This is a genomic window from Kribbella catacumbae DSM 19601, from assembly GCF_000372465.1.
Lineage (GTDB): Bacteria > Actinomycetota > Actinomycetes > Propionibacteriales > Kribbellaceae > Kribbella > Kribbella catacumbae.
Window position 1 is genome coordinate 124,116 of record NZ_AQUZ01000020.1, and the last position, 21,302, is coordinate 145,417.

The 21,302-nt window shown below is 66.9% G+C and carries 13 protein-coding genes; 10 read left to right on the forward strand and 3 right to left on the reverse strand.

Annotated elements, in window-relative coordinates; translation table 11 throughout:
- Positions 1 to 12: 12 nt before the first annotated feature.
- Together A3ES_RS0121480 and A3ES_RS0121485 are read right to left on the reverse strand one after the other, a co-directional pair.
- Positions 13 to 390, reverse strand: a complete 378-nt coding sequence (locus A3ES_RS0121480) for a hypothetical protein (protein WP_020388906.1) — start codon at positions 388 to 390, stop codon at positions 13 to 15.
- Positions 387 to 917, reverse strand: a complete 531-nt coding sequence (locus tag A3ES_RS0121485) for a hypothetical protein (protein WP_020388907.1) — start codon at positions 915 to 917, stop codon at positions 387 to 389. The genes A3ES_RS0121480 and A3ES_RS0121485 overlap by 4 nt, the downstream gene beginning before the upstream one ends.
- Before the next feature lie 91 nt (positions 918 to 1,008).
- Here A3ES_RS0121485 and A3ES_RS0121490 point away from each other — a divergent pair, with 91 nt between their 5' ends.
- Together A3ES_RS0121490 and A3ES_RS0121495 are read left to right on the forward strand one after the other, a co-directional pair.
- Positions 1,009 to 1,842, forward strand: a complete 834-nt coding sequence (locus A3ES_RS0121490; RefSeq protein ID WP_237745014.1) for a hypothetical protein — start codon at positions 1,009 to 1,011, stop codon at positions 1,840 to 1,842.
- A gap of 224 nt (positions 1,843 to 2,066) precedes the next feature.
- Positions 2,067 to 3,635, forward strand: a complete 1,569-nt coding sequence (locus A3ES_RS0121495; RefSeq protein WP_026163086.1) for a DNA polymerase Y family protein — start codon at positions 2,067 to 2,069, stop codon at positions 3,633 to 3,635.
- Positions 3,636 to 4,050: 415 nt separating this feature from the next.
- Here the strand turns inward: A3ES_RS0121495 and A3ES_RS0121505 are convergent, their stop codons facing one another.
- Positions 4,051 to 4,605: a TetR/AcrR family transcriptional regulator gene (locus tag A3ES_RS0121505; RefSeq protein ID WP_237745015.1), complete on the reverse strand. Its 555-nt coding sequence runs from the start codon at positions 4,603 to 4,605 to the stop codon at positions 4,051 to 4,053.
- Positions 4,606 to 4,761: 156 nt separating this feature from the next.
- On the opposite strand from A3ES_RS0121505, the gene A3ES_RS0121510 reads away from it, so the two are divergent.
- The 8 genes from A3ES_RS0121510 to A3ES_RS0121545 all read left to right on the forward strand — a co-directional run bounded on the left by A3ES_RS0121510 (position 4,762) and on the right by A3ES_RS0121545 (position 20,339).
- Positions 4,762 to 5,781 (forward strand): aldo/keto reductase, encoded by a 1,020-nt coding sequence (locus tag A3ES_RS0121510; RefSeq protein WP_020388912.1) that lies wholly within the window; start codon positions 4,762 to 4,764, stop codon positions 5,779 to 5,781.
- Between the two features lie 27 nt (positions 5,782 to 5,808).
- Positions 5,809 to 6,678 carry an LLM class flavin-dependent oxidoreductase gene (locus A3ES_RS0121515; protein ID WP_020388913.1) on the forward strand — a complete coding sequence of 290 codons (870 nt, stop codon included), beginning with the start codon at positions 5,809 to 5,811 and terminating at the stop codon, positions 6,676 to 6,678.
- A 74-nt stretch (positions 6,679 to 6,752) separates the two neighbouring features.
- Positions 6,753 to 7,598, forward strand: coding sequence for an SMP-30/gluconolactonase/LRE family protein (locus A3ES_RS0121520; RefSeq protein ID WP_020388914.1), 846 nt, complete (start codon positions 6,753 to 6,755; stop codon positions 7,596 to 7,598).
- A 112-nt stretch (positions 7,599 to 7,710) separates the two neighbouring features.
- Complete coding sequence (locus A3ES_RS0121525) at positions 7,711 to 9,210, forward strand: tyrosine-type recombinase/integrase (protein WP_020388915.1); 1,500 nt, start codon at positions 7,711 to 7,713, stop codon at positions 9,208 to 9,210.
- A 356-nt stretch (positions 9,211 to 9,566) separates the two neighbouring features.
- Positions 9,567 to 11,036 (forward strand): hypothetical protein, encoded by a 1,470-nt coding sequence (locus A3ES_RS0121530; protein ID WP_026163087.1) that lies wholly within the window; start codon positions 9,567 to 9,569, stop codon positions 11,034 to 11,036.
- Positions 11,033 to 13,123 carry a hypothetical protein gene (locus tag A3ES_RS0121535; RefSeq protein ID WP_020388917.1) on the forward strand — a complete coding sequence of 697 codons (2,091 nt, stop codon included), beginning with the start codon at positions 11,033 to 11,035 and terminating at the stop codon, positions 13,121 to 13,123. The genes A3ES_RS0121530 and A3ES_RS0121535 overlap by 4 nt, the downstream gene beginning before the upstream one ends.
- A complete protein-coding gene (locus A3ES_RS0121540) occupies positions 13,120 to 13,533 on the forward strand; it encodes a hypothetical protein (RefSeq protein WP_020388918.1) in 414 nt (137 codons plus the stop codon). Before A3ES_RS0121535 ends, A3ES_RS0121540 begins: the two co-directional genes overlap by 4 nt.
- A 203-nt stretch (positions 13,534 to 13,736) precedes the next feature.
- Positions 13,737 to 20,339 carry an RHS repeat-associated core domain-containing protein gene (locus tag A3ES_RS0121545; RefSeq protein ID WP_020388919.1) on the forward strand — a complete coding sequence of 2,201 codons (6,603 nt, stop codon included), beginning with the start codon at positions 13,737 to 13,739 and terminating at the stop codon, positions 20,337 to 20,339.
- The last annotated feature ends 963 nt before the right edge of the window (positions 20,340 to 21,302 follow it).

Genomic DNA, 21,302 nt, shown 5'->3' on the forward strand with positions numbered 1-21,302 from the left:
GGAGTACCTGGATCAGGGCATCGCGGTTTCGTGCACGCTGAGCCAGCGCGCGCCGTACCGGGCGGTGGGTTCGGCGACCAGTACTGCGGTGCTGCGCCGCGACGAGCCGATCGAGTGCACCTCGAGGAACCGGCAGACTGCGACCTCGGCGGTCCGGATCGTCACCTCGAACTCCTCGATCCCGATCTTCAGCCCCGGTACTGCGTTCCGCGAGCCGGCCAGCGCGTCCATCAAGGCCGGCCGGGCGAGGCTTTCGCCGTCGATGGTGACGAGGGTGAACTCCGGCTGATGGGCGATCCGGAGCGCATCGAGCAACGCGGGCTCAGCCTCGCTGCCCAGCCAGCGGGCGAGGTCGTGGTGGTGCTGCTCGACTTCGGCCAGAAGGTTCATGCCCGGTCCTCTCGCTGGAGATCCGCCACGGTGATCAGCTCCTCGAGACGGTCGTCGGTGAGCTGGTTGATCAGTGCTTTGAGGCGCTGCGCCTGCGGGGTCGTGGGCAGCTCGCCGGCGAGCAGGCCGGGCAGCGCGAGCTCGTACCCGCAGCGTGCCCTGGGCGAGTAGCGATGTCTGGTTCGGGCGACCGCCGAGGCGACCCGGATCGCGTGTTCGTTGCCTGGCGGCACGTTCGGGCGATCCACTTCGCGGGCGGCGAACCGGAAGCCGTTTGCCAGGTCGCACTTCGCGCACCCGAGCGGTCCGGCGCCGAGGCGCTCGCCGTACTCGTCACAGCCCAGCTGCTTGAGTGCTCCGTCGACCACTCGCCAGTCGAACTCGGCGGGATCCTGCAGGACCAGCTCGGCCAGGTCGTGCTGGTCCGTCGTCCCGAACTCGGCGTAGAGGTTGCGCCAGGCCGTGTCGATGCTCTGCTCGATCTCCCGCACGGCGTCCTGGAACCGCGGATGGTCGACTCTGCGCACGGGCCGAGTCTAGGGGGCTGTCGCGGAGGGTTGTCCACAGGTCACGGTCTTGCGATTGACATAAGTCGAACAGGTGTTCGAACATGGGGGTGTGACGGGGACTTCTGCTACTGAGCTGCCTGCGCGTCCGGCCGAGCGGGGCCGGGTGACCGCGCTGGATCAGGCGCGATCGCTGCTCGCCCGGGCCAAGGAGCAGAAGGCTGCCCGGCTCCGGGAGGCGTCGGACGAACTGGTGGCGCAGACCGTGCTGGCGCCGCGGACGACCGAGACGCGAGTCCAGCAGGCGCTGGACACTGCCACTGTCGACCGGGCGCTGCCTACTCTGCCAGCCGTCTCCGACCTTTTGTCCGGCGCCGTACTACGGGGTGGCTCGGTGTACTCCGTGCGCGGGTCCACGGCGCTGGTGATGGCGATGATGGCCGGGCCGTCCGCCGAGGGTGCCTGGTGTGGAGTGGTCGGGATGCCTTCGTTCGGCGCGGAGGCGGCGCGCGGGCTCGGCGTGGATCTCGAGCGGCTGGTGCTCGTGCCCGATCCGGAGCGGGACTGGCTGAGCGTCGTCGCGGCGCTGGTCGATGCCCTGACGGTCGTGGTGGTCCGGCCGCCGGGGGAGGTGACGCCGGGGGAGGCGTCCCGGTTGTCGGCGCGGCTGCGGACGCGCGGGGCGATGCTGATCGCGGTCGGCTCCTGGCCGGGCAGCGAGGCTCGCCTGGAGGTGCAAACCAGCACCTGGACCGGCCTCGGCGAAGGCGAGGGCTACCTGACCGGCCGCCAGGCGACCGTCGCAGTAACCGGCCGAGGCGCCGCCGTCCGCCCCCAACAACACCAACTCTGGCTACCAGCCACCGACGGCACCATCCGCCCAGTAGACCCAACCGACGCAACCCACCCCCTCGAACCCCCCACCCAGTGGGAAGCAGTCAGCTAATGCCCCCACCCCACACGGAGCCCGCACACCCCGCGACCTCACCCATCGCGGAACTCGCGCACCCCGCGACCTCACCCATCGCGGAACTCGCGCACCCCGCAACCTCACCCGTCGCGCCCGTCGCGGAACTCGCATGCCCCGCGACCCCACCCACCTCACCCCGCGTGGAGCCCGCACGCCCTGCAACTTCACCCGCTTCGCCTCGTTCCGGGCTGACTCGCACGATGGTGGTGTGGATTCCGGATTGGCCGGTGACGGCTGCGGCGACGGCCGCCGGGCATCCACCGGACGCGGCGGTCGCAGTACTAGCGAAGGGGCGGGTGCTGGCGAGCTCAGCGGCTGCTCGGGCCGAGGGAGTACGGCGTGGCTTGCGGGCGCGGGATGCGCAGTCGCGATGCCCGGAGTTGGTCGTACTGAAATACGACCCAGTGATCGATGCCCGTGCTTTCGACCCGGTGATCAGCTGCCTGGAGGCACTCACGCCGGGCATCCAGGTGATCCGGCCGGGGATGTGTGCGTTGAAGGCGCGCGGACCAAGCCGGTTCTACGGGAGCGAGTCCGCCGCCGCGGAGAAGTTGCTCGACCGACTCGAGACGTTCGACGTACCGGGTGGCCGGGTCGGTGTTGCCGACGGGCCTTTCGCCGCTGAGCAGGCGGCTCGGAAGAGTTCGGAGCGGACGCGTGTGCTGGTGATCCCGACGGGTGGGTCGGCGGAGTTCCTCGCGTCGCTCACGGTCGACACGCTCGAGCAACCCACGCTCACCGATCTGCTCCGGCGTCTCGGGCTGCGATCGCTCGGCGCCTTCGCGCGGTTGCCCGCGACCGAAGTACTGACTCGCTTCGGCCCGGACGGCGCGTTTGCGCACCGGCTGGCTCGCGGCGACGACGACCGCCCGGTTGTCGCCCGGAAGGCGCCACCCGAGCTGACCCGCAAGCTCGACTTCGAGCCGCCCGTGGATCGCGTTGACCAGGTGGCGTTCGCAGTACGGGCGGTCGCCGACGAGCTCATCGAGCAGCTGACCAAGGTCGGCCTGGTCTGCACCACCTTGCGGGTCGAAGTCGGTACCGAGTCGGGCCGGGTGCATGAGCGGGAGTGGTTGCATCCACGCTGGTTCAGCCCCGCCGACCTCGTCGACCGAGTCCGCTGGCAACTACAGGGCAGCGGTACGGCGACCAGCGAGCTGACGTCACCCGTGGTGCGGATCCGGCTGATCCCGGATCAGGTCGACCCGGTCGGTGCTCACGTCGACGGTCTCTGGGGAGGCGGGCCTGACGAACGGATCCACCGAGCGCTGTCCCGGGTGCAGAGCATGCTCGGTCACGGCGGGGTCGCCTCCGTGGTGGTCGGTGGCGGCAGAGGGTTCCTGGAGCGGCAGACGTTGGTCCCTTGGGGCGACCGCCCGGTGCCGGCCAACCCACCAGACCTCCCATGGCCAGGCGCGATCGCCGGTACGGGGAGCCGCTGGCCGACGCCGGCACCCAGCACGGTCTACCCGACACCGAAGCCGGCGATGGTGCTCTCGGCGGACGGCCGACAGGTCTCAGTGAGCGCCCGCGGCGTACTGTCCGGCGCCCCAGCCGCCTTCCGCTTCGAACCCTCACCACAAGTTGCCGATAGCAACAAACTCCATCCGGTCATCGCCTGGGCCGGTCCCTGGCCGGTAGACGAACGCTGGTGGGACACCGACACCGAAAATCGCCTGGCCCGCTTCCAGCTGGTAGGCGCCGACGGCCGAGCCTGGCTCTTCGCGGTCCGCAACAACCAATGGTGGACAGAAGCCAGCTATGACTAATCCCTCCCCACAACACACCCTCCAGGCCAGCCCTTCCGCCACCCGTACTGCGCCCAGCGTCGCGGCTTTCCCAGGCCGCCTCACCTACTGCGGGTTCGCCCAACGCCGCCGCATGCCTGGTACTCGCTGTCCGCTGTGCGTGCGCCTTCGCCAGTACGCCGTCGCCAAACACCCGCATTGTGTGCGGCGGTGCCGGCTATCTGTTGAGCGGCACCTGTCGTGTGCCCGGCGCCATCTGCTCGCTGCTCATCGTCAGCGGCACCGGCTTCCGGCCCGACGTCACCTGCTGTTCGCCCGACGCCACCTACTGGCCGCTTGCCACCCACACCACGCACGGGCTCAACCCGCCGACGCACGAGCACCAAGCGCCTCCTGCCCCCAGTGCAGAACACGGGCCGGCGCCACAAGCTGGGTTCTAGCGAGTGCGCAAGCCGGCGATAACCAGGGCGACCATCCGGCGAGCGTCGTACTGAGGGTTGTCCGCGCCGATGCAGAGGTTGCCGACGCCTCGCATCAGTTCGACGGCCTCCGTGTCGGTGCGGATCTCGTCTGCCGCCGCGGCGGCGTCGAGCAGTTGGCCGCAGACGGGGACGAGCCGATCGAGGAAGTAGGCGTGCAACGTCTGGAACGCGGCCTGGTCGGACTGCAATGCCTCGGCGAGTCCGTGCTTGGTGACCAGGAAGTCGACGAAGAGGTTGATCCAGCTCGCCAGAGCTGCGTGGGGGCTGCCGGAGTTCTCCAGCAACACCGGACCGGCCTCGGCGCATGCCTCGACCTGGTGCCGGTAGACGGCGACGATGAGGTCGGCTCGGGTCGGGAAGTGGCGATAGATGGTGCCGACGCCCACCCCGGCCCTGGCCGCGATGTCGCGCACGGGCACGTCGACGCCGGATTCGACGAAGGCCACCGCGGCCGCGTCCAGCAGCGTCTCCTCGTTGCGCCGCGCATCGGCCCGTTTCCGCGGGGCCACCGACCCTGATCCGCTCTCGGCCACTGAGGCGTCCCTCCACTTGGCAAACGGAACAATGTTCCGTATGTTGATTAGCGGAACGAGGTTCCGCTTCTTCCTTCATGATGCCAGACCCGGCGAGCCCGGGCCAAGCCACCATCCTTCAGGAGCACACTCATGCACTACCGCACTTTGGGCCGTACCGGCGTACAGGTCAGCACTCTCGTCCTCGGCGCGATGAACTTCGGCCAGATCGGGCGCACCACCCAGGACGAGGCCACGGCCATCGTCGACGCCGCCCTCGAGGCTGGGATCAACTTCATCGACACCGCCGACATGTACAGCCAGGGCGAGTCCGAGGAGATGGTCGGCAAGGCCATCGTCGGCCGCCGCGACGATCTCGTCCTGGCCACGAAGGCCACCTTGCCGATGGGTGACGAGCGCAACCACCGGGGCAGTTCGCGCCGCTGGCTGGTCACCGAGCTCGACAACAGCCTGCGCCGCCTCGGTGTCGACCACGTCGATCTCTATCAGATCCACCGCTGGGATCCGACGACCAGCGACGAGGAGACGTTGTCGGCTCTGACCGATCTGCAGCGCGCGGGCAAGATCCGGTACTTCGGTAGCTCGACCTTCCCGGCGTACCGCATCGTGCAGGCCGAGTGGGCCGCCCGGGAGAACCACCTGAGCCGCTACGTCACCGAACAGCCCGGCTACTCGATCCTGCAGCGCGGCGTCGAGACCCACGTGCTGCCCGTGACCGAGCAGTACGGGCTGGGCGTGCTGGCGTGGAGCCCGTTGGCCTCCGGCTGGTTGTCGGGCGCGATCCGCGCGGGCCAGGAGATCACCACCAGCCGCGCCGGGATCTTGCCTGGGTACTTCGATCTCAGCATCGCCTCCAACCGCGCCAAGCTCGACGCGGTGGAGCGGCTGGCGAAGGTCGCTGACGAGGCCGGTCTGACGCTGATCCAGCTCGCACTCGGTTTCGTGACCGCCCACCCGGCAGTGACCAGCGCCATCATCGGTCCTCGCACGCTGGAGCACCTGCACTCACAGCTCGCCGCCGCGGACACCGTGCTGTCCGGCGACATCCTCGACGCCATCGACGAGATCGTCCCACCCGGCACCGACCTCGCCCCGGCCGAGAAGTCCGACGCCCCGCCCGCCCTGCTCGATGCATCCCTGCGCCGTCGCTGATCGCCGTACCTGAGAAGGGCTCACGACATGTCACCAGCAACCCGACCCAGTTTCGGGATCCTGACCGCCCCACAACAGATCGCATACGACGACGTACTGCGGGTCTGGCGTGAGGCGGACGCGATCCCGGAGATCGACCATGCCTGGCTGTTCGACCACCTGATGCCGATCGGCGGCGACCCGGGTGGACCGATCCTCGAAGCGTGGACGCTGCTCTCGGCGCTCGCCGCGCAGACCCAGCGCCTGCGCCTCGGCGTACTCGTGACGAGCAATCGTTTCCGGCCGCCCGCGGTGCTGGCCAAGATCGCCGCAACCGTCGACGTCGTCTCCGGCGGACGGCTCGACTTCGGGATCGGTGCAGGCTCACGGCCCAGCAATCCGCTGGCCAGGCGTGAGTACGACGCGCACGGTCTGCCGTACCACGACGCCAACCAGGCCGTGGGCAGTCTCGCCGAAGCGTGCACGATCATCCGGCGACTGTGGACGGAGACCGAGCCGTTCGACTTCCACGGCACCTATCACGATCTCACCGGAGCCTTCGGCAACCCGAAGCCCGTCCAGAGCCCCCACCCGCCGATCATGATCGGCGGACGCTCGGCAGCGACGTTGCGTGTGGTCGCCGAGCATGCCGACCTCTGGAACCACACGGGCGAAGACCTGGACGACGCCGTCAGCCGCAGCGCACTACTGGACCGGTACTGCGCCGAGATCGGCCGGGACCCGGCGTCGATCACTCGCTCGATCCATCTGCCGGTCTCTTACGAAGACCCCGCCGTCACTCGCGACGCGATCGCCAAAGCAACCGGCGCCGGCTTCCAGCACGTCGTCCTCAGCCTGCCGGCGCCCTACCCGGCAGGTGTCGCCCAGTGGGTCGCTGACGAACTCATTGCCACGTAGCTGTCGATCTCGCCGGCTGCTGTTCGTATAGAGGGAGTAGTGGCCGATGAAGCTCGACGAAGCGAGGTGGCGTGATGTCTGAACCGAAAGTCCTGCTGGCTGGGCTGGGAATCCCCGAGTCGCCCAGATGGCATGACGGTCGGTTGTGGTTCTGCAACTGGATCGACCGGCAGATCGTGGCTGTCGACCTGGACGGTACTACGGAGGTCGTGCCCGCCCCGGTCGAGCCGCTGATGGGGTGGTCGATCGACTGGCTGCCCGACGGTCGACTGCTGACGACCGGCGACAAGCTGCGCCGCCAGGAGCCTGACGGGTCGGTGGTCATCCACGCCGACCAGGGTGGGAACGAGATCGTCGTGGATGGGCGAGGCAACACCTACTTCAACGGCGCGGACTTCGACTTCGCCGGTGGTGAGGCGCCCAAACCCGGCTACATCAAGCTCGTCACGCCGGACGGCAGGCTCCGTCAGGTCGCGGACGACATCCAGTTCCCCAACGGGATGGTCATCACCCCCGACGATCGAACGCTGATCATCTCCGAGTCGTTCGCCGGTCGGCTCACTGCGTTCGACCTCGAGCCGGACGGTGGACTGTCCAACCGGCGGGTCTTCGCCGAAGGCCTCGGCCCTGACGGCATCTGCCTCGATGCCGAAGGTGCTGTCTGGGTGTCGGCCGGCGACTCGTCGATCGTGCGCGTCGTCGAGGGTGGCGAGGTCCTGCAACGAGTCGAACTCGCCGAGAATCAGGCTCCGTTCGCTCTCGCGCTCGGCGGCCCGGACCGGCGGACCCTGTTCATCCTGACCGCCGAGTGGCGACCGTCCGACAGCATCACCGACAACCTCGACCGGCTGATCAATGGGCCTCGCACGGGAGCGGTCCTTTCCCTTCCGGTATCGGTCCCCGGCGCCGGCCGGCCGTGAGGTCCCGCTGATTTGACTCTTTCGAACAGATGTTCGAACATCGAGTATGACGTCAGGCACCGGAGCTTTCTGATGGGGTACAACTTGGGCATAACCGGTCATTGACCGGATCATGTCCGGCCTGATGATGCAGCCAAGTTGGCAGGTCAAGGTCACGCCTGCGGAGATCGTTTCGCCGGCCGGAGTGGTGCCTGAGTGGGCGGTCGGTTGGGAGCGTTGGTTGCGTACTGCCGGGGTTGCCCCTGGTGCGCCGTTTCTGTTGTCGCCGATGTTCGAGTACGACACGCGTTTGAACGGGTTCTTCCAGAGCGGCCGGGTGCGTTCGTTGGCGCCGCGGACACAGCTGGGCTATGCCCGGGATCTCGCGGCGTTCCTGACTTTCCTGTGGTCCGCCCGTGGTGCGACGAGGTGGATCGATGCCACGGAGCCTGATCACATCGCGTACCTGTTTTGGCGTCGGCACGATCCGGCTGGCCCCTGTGTGGCGGGAGCAACGTGGAATCGCGAGCTTGCGGCGGTGAATCAGTTCTACCGGTGGGCGTTGTGGGCTGGTCATCTGCAGACGCATCCCATCCCGCAGCAGTCGGTTCGTTCTGGGGTACGCCGGGCGGGGTGGGCGACTGCTGCGTCGCTGGATGAGCAGCGGCCTGCCACGTTCGCGCGCAACGTCGGCTCGGGTCGGGTGCGTTGGCTGCCGGCAGCGTCGTACCGGCGCTGGCGCGATGTCGGCGTTCGGGGGTTCACGGCCGAGGGCGAGCTGGACTCACGATTTCGTGGCCGGTGGGCGGCACGGAACGCCGCGTTTTGTGACCTGATGGTGCGTACTGGGCTCCGCCTCGGCGAGCAGGCCGCCTTGGTGTTGTCGGAGTTGCCGTTGCTGTCGGGCGGCCGAGGAGGCTATCAGCGGTTCTGGCTTCCGGAGGCGATCGCGAAAGGGGGCTCCGCGCGTACGGTCTACGTGCCTGATGCGGTGGTCACGGATCTCCTCGCTTACGTCGAGTGTGATCGCGCGGATGTCGTCGTCCAGGCGCGCGCCGTGGGTCGTTACGCCCGTGTGCGTAGGCCTTTGGTGCTGGATGAGCGCGGTACGACAGCGACTCAGACCTTGGTGTCCGGGTCGGCGCGGCAGGTGAAGGTCGCCCACTTGAGCGCTGAACAGCGGGAGCGGCTGTTCGTCGAAACCGACGGCGGGTTAGAGCCGGCGGCGCTGTGGTTGGGCGAATACGGGATGCCGCTGTCCCCGGCCAGGTGGAAAGCGATGTTCACCGAGGCGAATGCACGCTGCAGCCGGGCGGGGATCGACTTGGCTGCGCATGCTCATCTGCTGCGCCACTCGTTCGCGGTCATCACGTTGGAGCAGCTGCAGCGTGGCCACCTGGCGGCACTCGCGGAGCTGTCGGAACAGCAGCGGGGCCATTACGTCAGGGTGTTCGGAGATCCCTTGGATTGGGTGCGGCGGCGGCTTGGTCACCGCTCGGTGGTGACAACGCAGATCTATCTGGACACCCTGGCCGAGTTGGAGATGCAGACGAGGATGGCGCTGGTGCCCGACGAATGGCCTGATCCAAGAAACAGTGCGATCGATGAGCAGCACAATGAGGTAGTGCTGTGACGGGACGAGGCAGTACGCACCGAGGACTTCGAGCGCCAGTACCCATCACCCAATACGACGCTCCCGCTGCCGTGGCGGGTTTGAGCGCTGACCTGGTGGTGCAGTTCGTCGGCGAGGATGGCCGGACATGCAGCTGGCCCGTCGGTCGGTTGCCTCTGCCGCGATGGCACCCTGTGGTGGCGGCTGCGCTCGCGGCGCGCACTGGTCCAGCCGGAGGTTGCCGGACACGGGCCTCAGCAAGGGAGGCGTGGAACGCGATCAGCCGTCTCCTGCGGTTCCTGGCCGGATTACCGGTTCCGCCGTCGAGGCCGGCACTTCTGACGGCTGCCCAGTTGGATCTGTATGTGAAGCACAGGATGAAGACGTCCAAGCGGAAGTACGTATTGGCCTCGCTGGCCGAGCTGAGGCGGCTGTTCCAGCACGCGCCATTGCGCGAGCAACTTGCACCGGGAGCCGCCGAGTACCTGGCTCAGCGCACGCTGGACATGAAGAGTCCCGGCAGGAGCGGCTACTCCGACGGTGAGCTGGACAAGATCGTGACCGCTGCACGATCCGACGTCGCGGCCATCGAGCGGCGGCTGCGCCACGGCGAGGAACTGCTCAGGAAGTGGCGCACAGACCGTGAGAGCCTCAGCCCCGCTGACCGGGACCTCGGGGCGCGACTGTCGGGCATCGCGGAGTCTGGGGTCGTTCCGCGTCAGGTGGGCGATGGTGTGCTGGGCGCGCAGCAACGGACGGCGCTGGCGAGACACCTTTTCGTGACCCGTGCTGATCTGGAGCCTCTGGTGGTACTGATGATCGCGATGTCGGGCCGCAACTCCGAAACGGTAAAGGAGCTCCCGGCTGACCATCAGGTCGTGGGACAGCGGGCCGTTGAGCTGACTGCCATCAAGCGGCGCCGCGGTACGCGCGGCTGGTTCGACGCGGTGAGTTGGGAGATCGGGCCTGAGCACCGGCGGATGCACACGCCGGGCGGCGTCTACCTGCTGATGCACGAACTGATGCGCCGCTCCCGACAGGTCAGCGGGTCCAGCAGCGTGTGGTCGGTGTGGCGCAACGCGGTAAAGGTCGCGGACAGAGCGCAGTCTGCGGAGCACCACGACCCGTTCGCCCGCGCTCTCGAAGGCATGGGGTTGTGGTTGTCGCGATGGGCCGCGACGCACGCGCTGACCGTTGATCAGGTCACGTCAGACAGCCGGGCAGTTTCGCTGCCGGTGAATCTGGGACGGATCCGGACCAGCGTTGAGGTACGCCGTACGCGCGCTGTCGGCGGGCATCTGCCGTCGGCGGCGGTGTCGAACACCACGCCAGTGCTGTTCTCGAACTACCTCCGTGGTAATGCCACCGTGAAGGATTGGGCCGAGGGCGTGCTGGGCGAAGCCGTCGCGGAAGCCGAGACCGCGGCCCTGGCCGCACATCAAGCCATCTTGCGGACCTCGGGTGAGCAGCCGCTGCGGGTGAATTTGCCGACCCTCGCGGCCGAGTCCGCGGTGGACGGTGCATGGGCAGCATGCAGTGATCCACAGCACCGCCCTACGACTGGTCGAGCCTGCCGCTCGGTGTCGTTCCTCGACTGTTTCCACTGCGGAAACTGCGTGATCACCGACTCTCACCTGCCGGCCATCACCTCGTTGATGGGTGCTCTCGCGGACCGGCGTACCGAACTCAGCGAGGCCGACTGGTGGGCACGCTATGGTCCAGCATGGGCCGCGATCCGCCACGAGGTCTACCCGAAATTCACGCCCGAACAGCTTCGCCGTGCTACCCAAGACGCACCCGCGGACGCGATGCTCGATCTCACCGAAGCCCCCTGGGACAGGCCATGACGTCCGCGGCGCAAGCCCGTAACGCAAATCCGCTCGACACCACGCTGGTGCTGGCCGGGCGGCCGCTACGCCAGGGAACCGACCTCGCGACCACCGCGCGGTTCGCCGACGACCAGTGGAGGCTGCAACCCGCGGCGCTGCAACGCCACGTCGGCCCGCTGATCGTGAACTTCGGTCGGCTACCCGAGCGCTACCGAAGCCACGGCAAGCAGCTGATCTACGCAATGATCGCGGGTCCTTTGCCGCAAGGCGAGAAGCAGCAGGGTATTCGCACAATCCACAGCAAACTCGTCGGCCTGCAACGGTTCTTCACCTGGCTGGCCGTCCGGCCGGCGGCTGACGGCGTCGGGACCTATCCGGCGCTGTGCACCCTCTCTGCGGACGACCTGATCCACTACGAACAACATCTACACACCCTTGGCCTGAGCGCGCAGGGCATCAGCAACTCCAGAGCCGCTGTCGGACTCCTCTGGCGTTACCGCGCGAACCTCACCGACCCGCTCCAGGTCGATCTACGTAACGTGACCCAGTGGGGCAGGAAGCCATCGAGTCCCGCTGAGAACATCACCGACCGGATCCCCGAGCAGGTGCTGGCTCCGCTGCTGGTGTGGTCGCTGAGGTTCGTCGACGAGTTCTCCCACGACATCATCGCGGCCGTCGACCACAACCACACCTACCTCCGCCAGCTCGATGCCTCGCTCATCGGGAGCGTCGACCGGGCAGGTGTGACAACTCGTCTGGAAAGCTATCTGGCCGGCCTCACGCACAACCGGACGCCGGTCCCCGGCTACCAACTGCGGCCGAACATGCGGTTCATCTCGGCGCAGATTCTGTGCCGGCCTTGCACTCTGCGACAAGATCCGCGGTGGCGGTCGATGATCGACGCGGCCGCCGCCGATGTCGGAGTCACCGAGTACACCTGGCTCACCACCGATGTCGCCGCCACGGTGGATGGGGAGAAGTGGGTCGAGGGCATCGCGCTGAGGCACCCCACGCGGTCGCTGGACAGGCTGCTCCGGTTGCTGCAGACCGCCTGCTACGTGGTGATCGCGTACCTGTCCGGGATGCGTGACTCCGAGAGCAAACACATCCGGCGTAGAGCGGTCACGGTCTCCCGCGACGCCGAGGGCACGGCCTACCGGTGGCACTTGTCCGGCGTGGTGTTCAAAGGCCACGCCGACCCGGCCGGAACGCCGACCTCGTGGGTCGTCGGCGAGCCGGCAGCGCGGGCGATCGATATCTTGCAGAAGCTTCAACCAGCCGGACAGCAACTATTGTTCGCGCCACTGGGCAGCGGCGTGACCCCGCGATCGAGCGCGGAGGTCTTCACCACCGCCCAGACCAACGAGCACCTCAACGAGTTCGCCCGGTGGGTCGACCAGTACTGCTCCACCCGCGCTCTCCAAGGTGGGATTCCAACGATCGCCGGACAGCACTTCAGGCTGTCCACCCGCCAGTTCCGCCGAACCCTGGCCTGGTACATCGCGCGGCGCCCGGGAGGCTCGATTGCCGGCGCGATCCAGTACAAGCACCTCGGTATCCAAATGTTCGAAGGCTATGCCGGCACATCAGGCTCCGGGTTCCGCGCCGAAGTCGAAAGCGAACAAGCCCTCACCCGTGGTCAGCAGCTTCTGTCGATGACCACCGACAACGACCACGACATAGCCGCTGGACCGGCCGCCACCGAAGCGCGGCGCAGGCTGGACGAATTCGCCACCCAGGCCCGGTACACCGGGCTCGTGCTCACCGACCCCGTCCGAATCCGCCGATTTCTGCGCAACCATGAGCCGAACATCTTCCCCGGCACCTACTCCACCTGTGTATTCAACCCGGACAAAGCACTGTGCCAACCACGAAACGACGCGAAGGACGAACCGCGCCCCGCGCTGGGAGACTGCCAACCCCTCGAATGCGGCAATGTCGCCCTCACCGCGGACAACATCACCGCTCTGAACGCCGAACTCGTCCATGTCGAGACCGAACTCAAGCAACGCCCAGCCCTGCCGCCCCTTCTGCAACACCGTCTTGGAGCGCGTCACGACGAGATCGAACGTCTCCTCAACCACCAAAGACCGGAGTCACGATGACCCGTCGAGTCACGCTGCCAGCGACTGCCGAGGTCCGCACCGCGCTGGACCGCCTACGAGAAAGCGAGTCCAGCACCGGCCGACGGCCCAACACGGTCGCCTTGGCTCGCAGTCTCGGGCTGGCCAACACCACCTTCCGCCGCAACTTCCCGACCATCGTGGAGGAACTGTCCGCACCGCGGCCCCGAACGGCCATCGTGGACGAAGTCGGCGAGCCACCCGCGGGCAGCCTCCGAGACGTCAATCGCAGGCTCCGTGCAGAGAACCGGCAGCTCCGCGAACAACAGGAGCTGGCATGCGCTCAGATCCAGCGCCTCACCATCGACTGTCAACAGCTCCGCGAACAACTCGAGCAGGTCACGAACGTCGGCCAGATCAGGCCCATGACTCCCTCCAGACAACCGCGGTGATGCCGGGTACACCGCTGCCGGGTATCCGCCAGTCCGATGGTCGCGTGATGCGGATCTGTCAAGAATCCGGCAGGTTTCTGCAGCTTCCTGCAATCTTGGTAACGCTCAGGGGCGTGCCATCGATGTAGGCGATGCCAGCCCGGCTCGGTGACCCGCCTTGTCACCTGAGCCTGTCCCAGGCTGGTACTTGGGTGGGGAGTCGCATGTTCGTTCTGGATCGTTCGCAGCGTGCCCGTGTACAGAAGTTCCCGCGGATCGTGGCAGTCGTCTTGTCGGCGGCATTGCTGGCGTCAGCGTTGGAGGCTCGTCAGCCAGCGGAGGCTGCGCCCGCGGCGGACCCGAAGCCGACTGCCGCGATGGTGTCGTCGCGTCCGGATCTGATCTCGGCGTCGGTGACCGCCCGGTCGCAGGGTTCCCGGGTCGAAGTCGAGTCGATGCGCACAGAGTCGTCCACGACGTGGGTGAATCCGGACACGACGATGACCACGGATGCGCACATGGCGCCGATCCGTTTCAAGACCGCCCAGGGCGCGTGGCAGTCGATCGACCTGACTCTGGCTAAGGCCGCGGACGGCACGGTGGCGCCGCGAAGTCACCAGCACGGCCTGCAGTTGGGCAAGCGCAATGCCGCGACCGGCGGAGTCTTCGCGTCCGCGGCGGGCGGGGCTGGCCGGCAAGTGGAGTGGCTCGCACCATGGAAACTGCCGGAGCCGACGCTCCAGGAGACGAAGGCGACCTATACCGAGGTCCAGCCTGGCGTGGACATGACGCTGGATGCGCGCCGGTCGGGGTTCGAGGTCGACTTCATCGTGAAGCAGCGCCCGGCGACCGCGCCGGTATGGCGGATCCCGCTGCGCACCAAGGGCTTGACGGCCCGGCAGGCCGCCGACGGGACAATCGAGTTCGTCGACGCCCAGAACACGGTCCGGTCGCGGATCCCGGTCGGCCAGATGTGGGATTCAGTCAACGACGAACACACCGGCCAGCCGGTGAACACGGCGACGGTAAAGGTGACGTTAGAGCAGGTGTCGCCGGGGAAGGCGACGCTGGTGATCGCGCCCGACGCGGAGTGGTTCTTGGACCCGGCGCGGGTGTTCCCGGTGACGGTGGACCCGACGTATGCAAACACACCGGTGTATTCGAGTTTCGACACATTCGTGCAGTCCGGTTGGACCTCTGACCTGTCCTCGACAGTGGACCTGCGGGTCGGCAAGAACGGCACCACGACGGAGCGGTCGTTCCTGAACTTCGCTGGGGCGGCGTTCCAAGGTAAGGACATCACGTCGGCGAGCCTGTCCTTGTACCAGTACGGCGCCACAACCTGTACGGCGACGCAACTGAACCTGCACGCCGCACTGCAGGCGTCGACATCAACCCGTTGGACGTCACAGCCGGTAACGAGTGCGACAGTGTGGGGGTCAGTGTCGACCGCGAAGGGCTTCTCCAGTGCCTGTGCGGCCGGCCGGATTGCGGTGCCGATGACATCGCTCGCGCAGTACTGGTCAGGCCAGCCCGATCCGACGGTGGGCGTTGCGTTGAAGGCGGCAAACGAGGCGGACGCGAACGCGTGGAAGCGGTTCGTGTCCAGCGAGGGCACCGCCGATCCGTACATCTCGCTGACCTGGAACCGGCCACCGAACCCGCCGGCGACGGTGGAGACGAGTGAGGCGGTCGCGTACGCGGCACCGGGTGAGAACACGTCGTCGATGTACTCGGCGAGCCTGAAACCGTGGGTGCAGACCAAGGCCACTGACCCGGACGCGAACACGGTGAAGTACGTGTTCGAGTTCTTCACCGGAGACGGGCCGACATTCAGCCTGAAGGGAACGTGTACGTCGTCGGTGTACGCCTCCGGTACGACCGCCGGGTGTCGGCCGAGCACGAACCTGCCCGACAACACCCTGCTATATGTCCGGGCCAAGGCCAACGACGGCCGCGTCGACGGCCCCTGGACGAGCTACCAATCGCGGCTGCGGACCGGCGCCGCCAAGCCGGCCGACCCGGTCGTGAATTGCCCGGCGCCGTACGACGTGTCCGGCTCCTGGCTGGACAACCCACCGGCCGCGGACGTGGTGTGCACAGTGACCGCGACCGGCACCAGCTACTCCGCACCCGGCTACCTCCGACTCACCGTTGACGGCAAACCGGTGGCGTCGAACACCGGCGTCGCGGGCCAATACAAGATCACGCCCTCCAGCGACCCAGCGGTCGCGAAAACTACGGTGACGCTTCCCAAGGGCTCGGGCCTGCACGCGATCACTGCCCAAGCCGAATCCCCGGCCGGCAATTTGTCGGACGTCAAGACGCACAACGTCGGCTGGGGTGGTACGGCGCTGACCTCGCCAACAGCGAACCCGCGGATCACGACGGCGAACACGCTCCGGATCACCGCATCCGGCCCGCCGAAGGGCTCGTCCTCGACCGTGTCGGCGAAGATCCGCTGGCGAGTTTCCGGCTACGGCGGCGCCGACGACCTGGTCGGCTGGAACGAAGACACCACCGCGTTCCCAGTCACCGACAGCGGCACCGGCGGCGTCAGCGTCAACACCAACTGGGACACCAACAACGCCAAGATCGACACCTTCCTCGACTCCGACCCCGACATCGCCGGCGTCCAGCCGACCACCTTGAACGACCGGGTCCCGGTCAAGCTCGACATCCAAGTCTGCTTCAAATACGGCACCACCGACCAGTGCACCTGGTCCCAGACCCCCGACACCACAATCCAGCGGGTACCGCATGCCTTCGGCAACGGATTCCCCACCGCCGAGGCCGGCCCCGGCCAGGTTGCGCTGTGGACCGGTGAGTTCAACGCCTCGGCGACGGACATCTCGGTTCCCGGCTACACCGCTGACTTGTCGATCTCGCGGTCGCACATGACGTATGAGACGCCGACGAACCAGATCAACGGCGCGTTCGGTCAGGGCTGGACCGCGCAGTTCGACGGCGCCGACGTCGGTGCCGCCGGCCTGCAGGTGATCGACTCCACCCGCATTGACGGAACCCTCGTTCTCATCGACGGCGACGGCACCAGCCTGATCTTCGAATCACCCACCAGCGACCGCCGCACCGGGGCCTCGTTCGCGCTCGGAGAATGGGCCCCAGCCGACGAGGACACCGAACTCGACGGCTCCCGGCTGACCATCACCGGCACAGCCACCAGCCCACTGCTGTCCTACATCGAAGACGACGGCACCGTCACGACTTGGACACCCGCCACCACCCCGACCACCTCTGCGGCGGCACTGTTCCGCGCGGTCGGCATCGCCGAGCCCGGGATCGCGTCGAAAACAACCTTCGCCTACGACGCCAACGGGCGCATCGTCCGCATCCTCGCCCCAGTCGCGCCGGGCGTGACCTGCGCCGCCTACAACGCGTCGGCCCCGCTGACCGGCATGAACCCAGGCTGCCGCGCGCTGCGGTTCACCTACACCACCATCGGCGCCAGCAGAGTCCGGCTCAGCGAGGCCTGGATCGATATCTACAACCCCGACAAGACCGGCACCAACAAGATGGATTCGATCCAGGTTGCCGCTTACACCTACGACACCAACGCCCTTCTCACCAAGGTCACCGACCCCCGGTCCAACCTGTCCACCGAGTACACCTATAACGCCGAGAACCACCTGAGCTCGGTCAAGCCCGCAGGCCAGGTGCCGTTCCAGCTGAACTACGTCACCGTCGACCAGCGCGACAAACTCGACTCCGTCACCCGCGACCGCCCGGCCGGCGATCCGACCGGCGGCACCGCGACCCTCGCCAAGTTCGTGTACGACGTCCCACTGTCCGGCACCGGCCTACCGGACCTGACCGCAGGCGCGGTGGCGCAATGGAACCAGAAGGCCACACCCACCAACGGCTTCGCCGTCTTCGGCCCCGACCACCCCGTGACTGGTGCACCGACCGCAGATGATTGGCAGTATGCCGACCTGCAATACACCGACGCAGCCGGCTACACCATCAACACCGCCAAATACGGCGCCGGTAACTGGCAATACACCTCCACCGACTACAACGACCAAGGAAATGTCGTCCGCGAACTCGACGAACGTGCCCTCCGCGCCGTCATCGATGACCCCGCCCGGCGAGGCGCAGCCGCCGACCAACTCGCGTCCCTGACCGCCTACAACGCCGACATCAAGAATGCGGCAGGTGACGCAGTCCTTACCCCCGCCGGCACCCTAGTTACCGACACCTACGGCCCCGCCCGGTACGCCGCGCTGAAGAACGGCACTGTCACCTGGGTTCGCCCGCACACCCACACCACATTCGACCAAGGCGCACCGAACGCCGGGATCAACCCCGACACATCATTGCCGTACCGGCTCGCCACCACCGAGACCTCGTATGCCCACGACCCCGGTACCGGCACCGACCTGGAGATCACCGGCCAGTCCCTGACCGACTACTCCGCACCCGTGGCTGGCGACGCCGACGGCTGGGCGCGCAGCCTGCCAGGCAAGGCCATCACCGACGTGGACCGCGACGGCACCAACAGCCCCGGCGACATCGTCAAGGTCACTCGGTATGACGCCGAGGGAGGTGTGATCGAGACCAGGCAGCCGACCGCCAACGGGTCGGATGCCGGAACCGCGAAGACCGTCTACTACACCACCGCGGCCAACTCCACGGTCCCCGAGTGTGGAAGCAAGCCGCAATGGGCTGGCCTGGTCTGCAGGACCTACCCAGCCACAGCGCCGACCTCGACGGCTGGCGCGACGCCAACCCTGCCATCGACTACGACGGCCGCGTTCACCTACCTGCTCGCGCCCAAGACCGTCACCGAGACCTCCGGTAGCGTCACCCGCACCACCATCACGGACTACCTGCTGGACGGCCGCACCGGCTCGACGAAGACGACGGTCACGGGCATCACGGGCTCGAGCCCGAACACGGAGAAGATCACCAGCTACGACCCGAACACCGGCCAACAGACCGTCGTGACTGCCAAGAACACTAACGGCACCACCGTCGGCACCATCACCACTGGCTACGACACCTGGGGTCGCCAAATCACCTACCAACCCTCCGCCGAATCGGCCACCACTACCGTGTACGACGCCGCAGGTTCGGTGGCCACCGTCACGGACGCCAACGGCTCGACCATTTACACCTACGACGGCACCGACGCGGCAGGTAAGGCCGAGCGCCGCGGGCTGGCCACCAAGGTCGAGGTCACCACCGGCGGCTCCACCTGGACCTCCACCGGCGCTTACGACGCCGACGGCTCCATGACTGTGCAGAAACTGCCCGGCGGCGTCACCCAGCACAACGACATCGACAACACTGGTGAACCGGTCGGTCTGCGCTACACCGGCCAGGTCACGACCGTCAACGAGGACGGCAGTACGACGGTCGATCCGAACGGCGGCTGGCTGTCCTGGTCCCTTGAGAACGACGTCACCGGCCGGGTCAGCCACGAATGGACCCCCGACGGCACCGCCTTCACAACTACCGGCGGCGGCGCCATCCCGTACGACCGCCACTACACCTATGACAACGCTGGCCGCCTCACCCAGGTTAACGACCGCACCGCCGGCGCTTCTGGCATCGACGTCACCGACCCGGCCGAGGCCCCGGCCTGTGTCACCCGCACCTACGGCTTCGACGCCAACGACAACCGGCTCACGAAGGCAACCGCCCCGGCCGCAGCCGACGGATCCTGCAGCACTTCCGGCGCCACGACGGTGACCCGCGCCTTCGACACCGCCGACCGTCCTGTGACCGGTGCGAACGGAGTCGGCGGCTACGCCTACGACGTCCTGGGCCGCACCACCAGCCTGCCGGCCTCGGACGCCCCACACCCGGCCGACGGCGACATCACGTTCGTCTACTACGACAACGACCTTGCCAGCTCAATCACCCAAGGAGCCACGACCACAAGCTTCACGCTCGACGCCCTGGACCGCCGCGCCGCCGAGATAGTTACGAACGCCTCCGGCTCGACCCAAACCGTTCGTCACTACAACGACACCTCCGACAACCCCACCTGGGTCACCCAAGGCGCGGCCACCCAGCGCTACGCCGAGCTCATCGGCAGCGATCTGGCCCTCACCGTCGACCAGGTCGGCACGGCCGAACTCACGCTCAACAACAGCCATGGCGACGTCGTCACCACCGTCGACCTCCCAACCGGTGGTGGAGTAGCTACTGGCATCGGCGGCTGGAACAACTACGACGAGTACGGCAACGCGGTCGGCGTCACCGCTGACACAGGGATCGTCGACTACGGCTGGCTCGGCGGAAAACAACGTGCCGTCAGCGGTGCAGGCCTCACCCTCATGGGGGTCCGGCTCTACAATCCGATCACCGCGCTGTTTACCTCGACCGACCCGGTCGCAGGCGGCAACGCCAACGCCTACACCTACCCATCTGACCCCATCAACAGCTTCGACACCGACGGCAAGCGCCGCTACTACGAGGAAGACGAGACACCGAAGCGTCTTCGATTCAAGAAGTGGTACAACGGCTTTAGCAGCGCCCTAACCCGTAAGATTTACTACCCGAATTACCCCTACAAGGACGCGCCACGCAAATATGCTCCTACAAAGAAGAAGAAGACGACAAAGTGGTGGCCCCGCAAGAAGCACTGGAAGAAATTCGGACGTTGGTCAATGCGGCGCGTCAAGGGGGCATTCTTCTACGGTATGCGAGGCGCCGGGGCCGGTGGGTTCCTTGGAGCGGTTGGAGGCGGCTTCTTTGGGGGCGGACCGGGCGCTCTAGCGGGCGGAGGATACGGGCTCTGGTATGGCAGCTGGGGTGGTATCGGATATGGCCTAATGAGAGGCCATAAGACGTGGTGGTGACCGAGCGATTCCGGCAGCCCTCTAGGAGTAGACTGTGACCGACAATGTGATTACTCGAATCTTCATTCCTGCGATTTTCATTTCGGTTATTCTGATTTTGAGGGCGATAGACAAGAATTTTTTCTCCTGGGGAACATTGTGGACGATTCTCATAGCGGGTGTCGCGGGCATCCTCGTCGCGGAGCTCCAGCTCAGGGTTTGGGGTCCAATAAAGCTTAGAAAATAACGGGGGTGCGGCCCGGCCGTGAGTTGGCCGGCCGGGAAGCCAGGTGATGGACCTGGCTCAGCCGCGAAGTCGAGCGGGTGTGCCAGGTTGACGACGCTCCCCAGGATCCGCGATGGGTTACATCGCTCGGCCGGCTGCCTGCCGCTCGGGTTCGCGTGCTCGCTAGCTGGTCGACTCCATGCCCAGCGGATTGGAGGAGCGCTGGGTCCCGAGTCGGCTCATCAAGGACGTCGGCCGACGCGCCTGCGGCTTCCGCAACCCCGGCAACCGACGCCGCCGAGTACGGTACTTCGGCACTCGGCAATCACGCCGGAGTGCAGCCAGACCAGAATCGCTGCCCGGCCAAGCTCTTGAAGAGCCTGCAGCCCCCTGGCTGACTCGGGCGGCTTGTCCGAAATCTGCGGTCCGGGCAGTGGCAACGGATTGTGCGTGATTCCGGTGCAACCGGCGATCCCCATCACCACCTCGGGGCGTGTGATCCGATCGATCGCCCCGCCGACAACAAGTTCTTCGGTCGCCCTGTGCGTCACCCTTAAAGACCCGGGCGCCCCGCCCGTGTACCGCGAGCTCGCGGCCTTCGCGACCAGATCGACTCGTGATCTTAAGGGAACATATGTCCTATGTCGCTTAGCGTGGATATGATTCTGGGTATGGAAATCCCGGAGTGTCCGCTGGGTCATCGTGGTTCGGTGGTGCGTGCGGGGTGGTATGGCCGGGCTGGTCAGCGGCGGCAGCGG

Coding starts and splice junctions, on each gene's coding strand:
- A3ES_RS0121480 (WP_020388906.1), bottom strand. CDS start 390: ATGAACCTTCTGGCCGAAGTCGAGCAGCACCACCACGACCTCGCCCGC.
- A3ES_RS0121495 (WP_026163086.1), top strand. CDS start 2,067: ATGGTGGTGTGGATTCCGGATTGGCCGGTGACGGCTGCGGCGACGGCC.
- A3ES_RS0121510 (WP_020388912.1), top strand. CDS start 4,762: ATGCACTACCGCACTTTGGGCCGTACCGGCGTACAGGTCAGCACTCTC.
- A3ES_RS0121515 (WP_020388913.1), top strand. CDS start 5,809: ATGTCACCAGCAACCCGACCCAGTTTCGGGATCCTGACCGCCCCACAA.
- A3ES_RS0121520 (WP_020388914.1), top strand. CDS start 6,753: ATGTCTGAACCGAAAGTCCTGCTGGCTGGGCTGGGAATCCCCGAGTCG.
- A3ES_RS0121525 (WP_020388915.1), top strand. CDS start 7,711: ATGTCCGGCCTGATGATGCAGCCAAGTTGGCAGGTCAAGGTCACGCCT.
- A3ES_RS0121530 (WP_026163087.1), top strand. CDS start 9,567: ATGAAGACGTCCAAGCGGAAGTACGTATTGGCCTCGCTGGCCGAGCTG.
- A3ES_RS0121535 (WP_020388917.1), top strand. CDS start 11,033: ATGACGTCCGCGGCGCAAGCCCGTAACGCAAATCCGCTCGACACCACG.
- A3ES_RS0121540 (WP_020388918.1), top strand. CDS start 13,120: ATGACCCGTCGAGTCACGCTGCCAGCGACTGCCGAGGTCCGCACCGCG.
- A3ES_RS0121545 (WP_020388919.1), top strand. CDS start 13,737: ATGTTCGTTCTGGATCGTTCGCAGCGTGCCCGTGTACAGAAGTTCCCG.